This is a genomic window from Roseovarius lutimaris (assembly GCF_900115165.1).
GTDB classification, from domain to species: domain Bacteria; phylum Pseudomonadota; class Alphaproteobacteria; order Rhodobacterales; family Rhodobacteraceae; genus Roseovarius; species Roseovarius lutimaris.
Map to the genome: position 1 here is coordinate 1 of NZ_FOVP01000069.1, position 1,522 is coordinate 1,522.

The following is a 1,522-nucleotide window of genomic DNA, read 5'->3' on the forward strand; positions in this document are numbered from 1 at the left end:
TGGCGGCGACGTTGCGATGCGGGTTCCCTCGACGAGGTCGGCGAGGCGGGAGAAGCCTCGCCATATGACGGTGGTTCCCGGTGGTTCCCGGTGGCGGGTCGGAAGCGCGGTTGAGATAGCCTCCGAGGCGCGCGACAGCCCTGACATAGAACTCCAGGTCGTGCGGTGCCTCGCGCTTTCTGTCCGGGGTCACGTGTTCGAGCAGGTGGCGCTCGTCATCCGTGAAGACCGCAGCAGGGTCCGCAGCCGGTGCCTCGCGGCTGAGCATCGACAGCCATGAAACGCGCCACGCTACGACGCAGCACAACGCGATGCAGTTGGCCAGGCGATCAGCCGTGGCCAATCGTAGCTCTTCGATCCGGCACCCGGTTTTCAGGGTCCTGAAGAAGGTCTCGATCTTCCAGCGCAGCGCGTACCATTCCAGCTTGTGCACAGCATCTGCATGGCTCGCCACCGGCAGGTTCGTGATCAACTTCCAGATGACGGGCGCTCGGCCCATCGGCGGGTCGAACTCCTCGGCGTGGATGATCTGGAGGCTCTGGTGAGGGTACTTCTTCTGCTTTCCGATTGGCGGGCGAACCGTCATTGTCGCGTGTCGGATCGACAGAACGGCGCGATGCTCCTTTCCCTGCGCATCGCGGAACCGGACCTCATGAGTGCCGCTGGACTGCACCTGCGCCATCACCCGGGCGATGGTCGTATCTCCACCTTCGGCCAAGCGATCAACACAGCTGCGCACCAGGAAATTGGTCCCAAGGTCTTGGGCCAGACAGTATAGCTCGTAGATATCGCTTTCGCGGTCGCCAATATGAACGCAACGCTCAGGGGTGCCGGTCAACTCGCAAGACAGACGAAGATTCTCGAGCCAGCGTATACTCTCCTTCTGATCGATCGGCACCCGGGTCGGATTGATCTTGCGCTTGAGCGCGTCACATCCCTTGAATTGGGCACGCGACCAGAACTTTGCTGCCGTCAGGCCAAGCGGAAGCCCGTTCGGCGTCATCGCCAGACTGGTATGCATCAACAGCCCGCAAACCCTGTATTTCTGATGGCGCCGATCCTTGCCCTTTGGGCCGGTTGCTATCTTTGTGAACCCGATCTTCTCTGGCGCGGCGCGCTTGAAGGAGAATTCCGTGGTATCCTGCAAGATCAGGATCGGGCCCTCAGTCGCTTGAACACGCAAGGCAGAGGCGGCGAAATGGCCCTCCAGGATCTTGTCTTCGCTGACATTCCTGTTGGAAAAGAAACGGTAGGCCGCCTTGGTGTTCGACCAATCCTGGAAAGCCGTAGGCAGCGATTTCCCCGGTCGCTCCCCAAGCGCCTCGAGCATCGATCCGAGGCGGCGATTTAGCCGGACATCTCCAAGATCACATCCAGCAGTTTCCGTTTCCATCCAACTCGGCCCCATATCAGCACCTCAATCATTTCGGTGCCACATGACGAATCATAATCGTTACTTCTCGGGCAAGACCAAATCTGGTGGGTGAATCAATTCGCCACACGACTTGTGGGTAACTGCAAG

General features: G+C 59.9%; 1 protein-coding gene. It reads right to left on the bottom strand.

Features of this window, described 5'->3' with window-relative positions:
- Positions 1–1,393 (bottom strand): IS4 family transposase (locus BMZ91_RS20970; protein WP_218145712.1); only part of this gene is annotated, 1,393 nt, incomplete at its 3' end.
- Positions 1,394–1,522 lie beyond the last annotated feature (129 nt).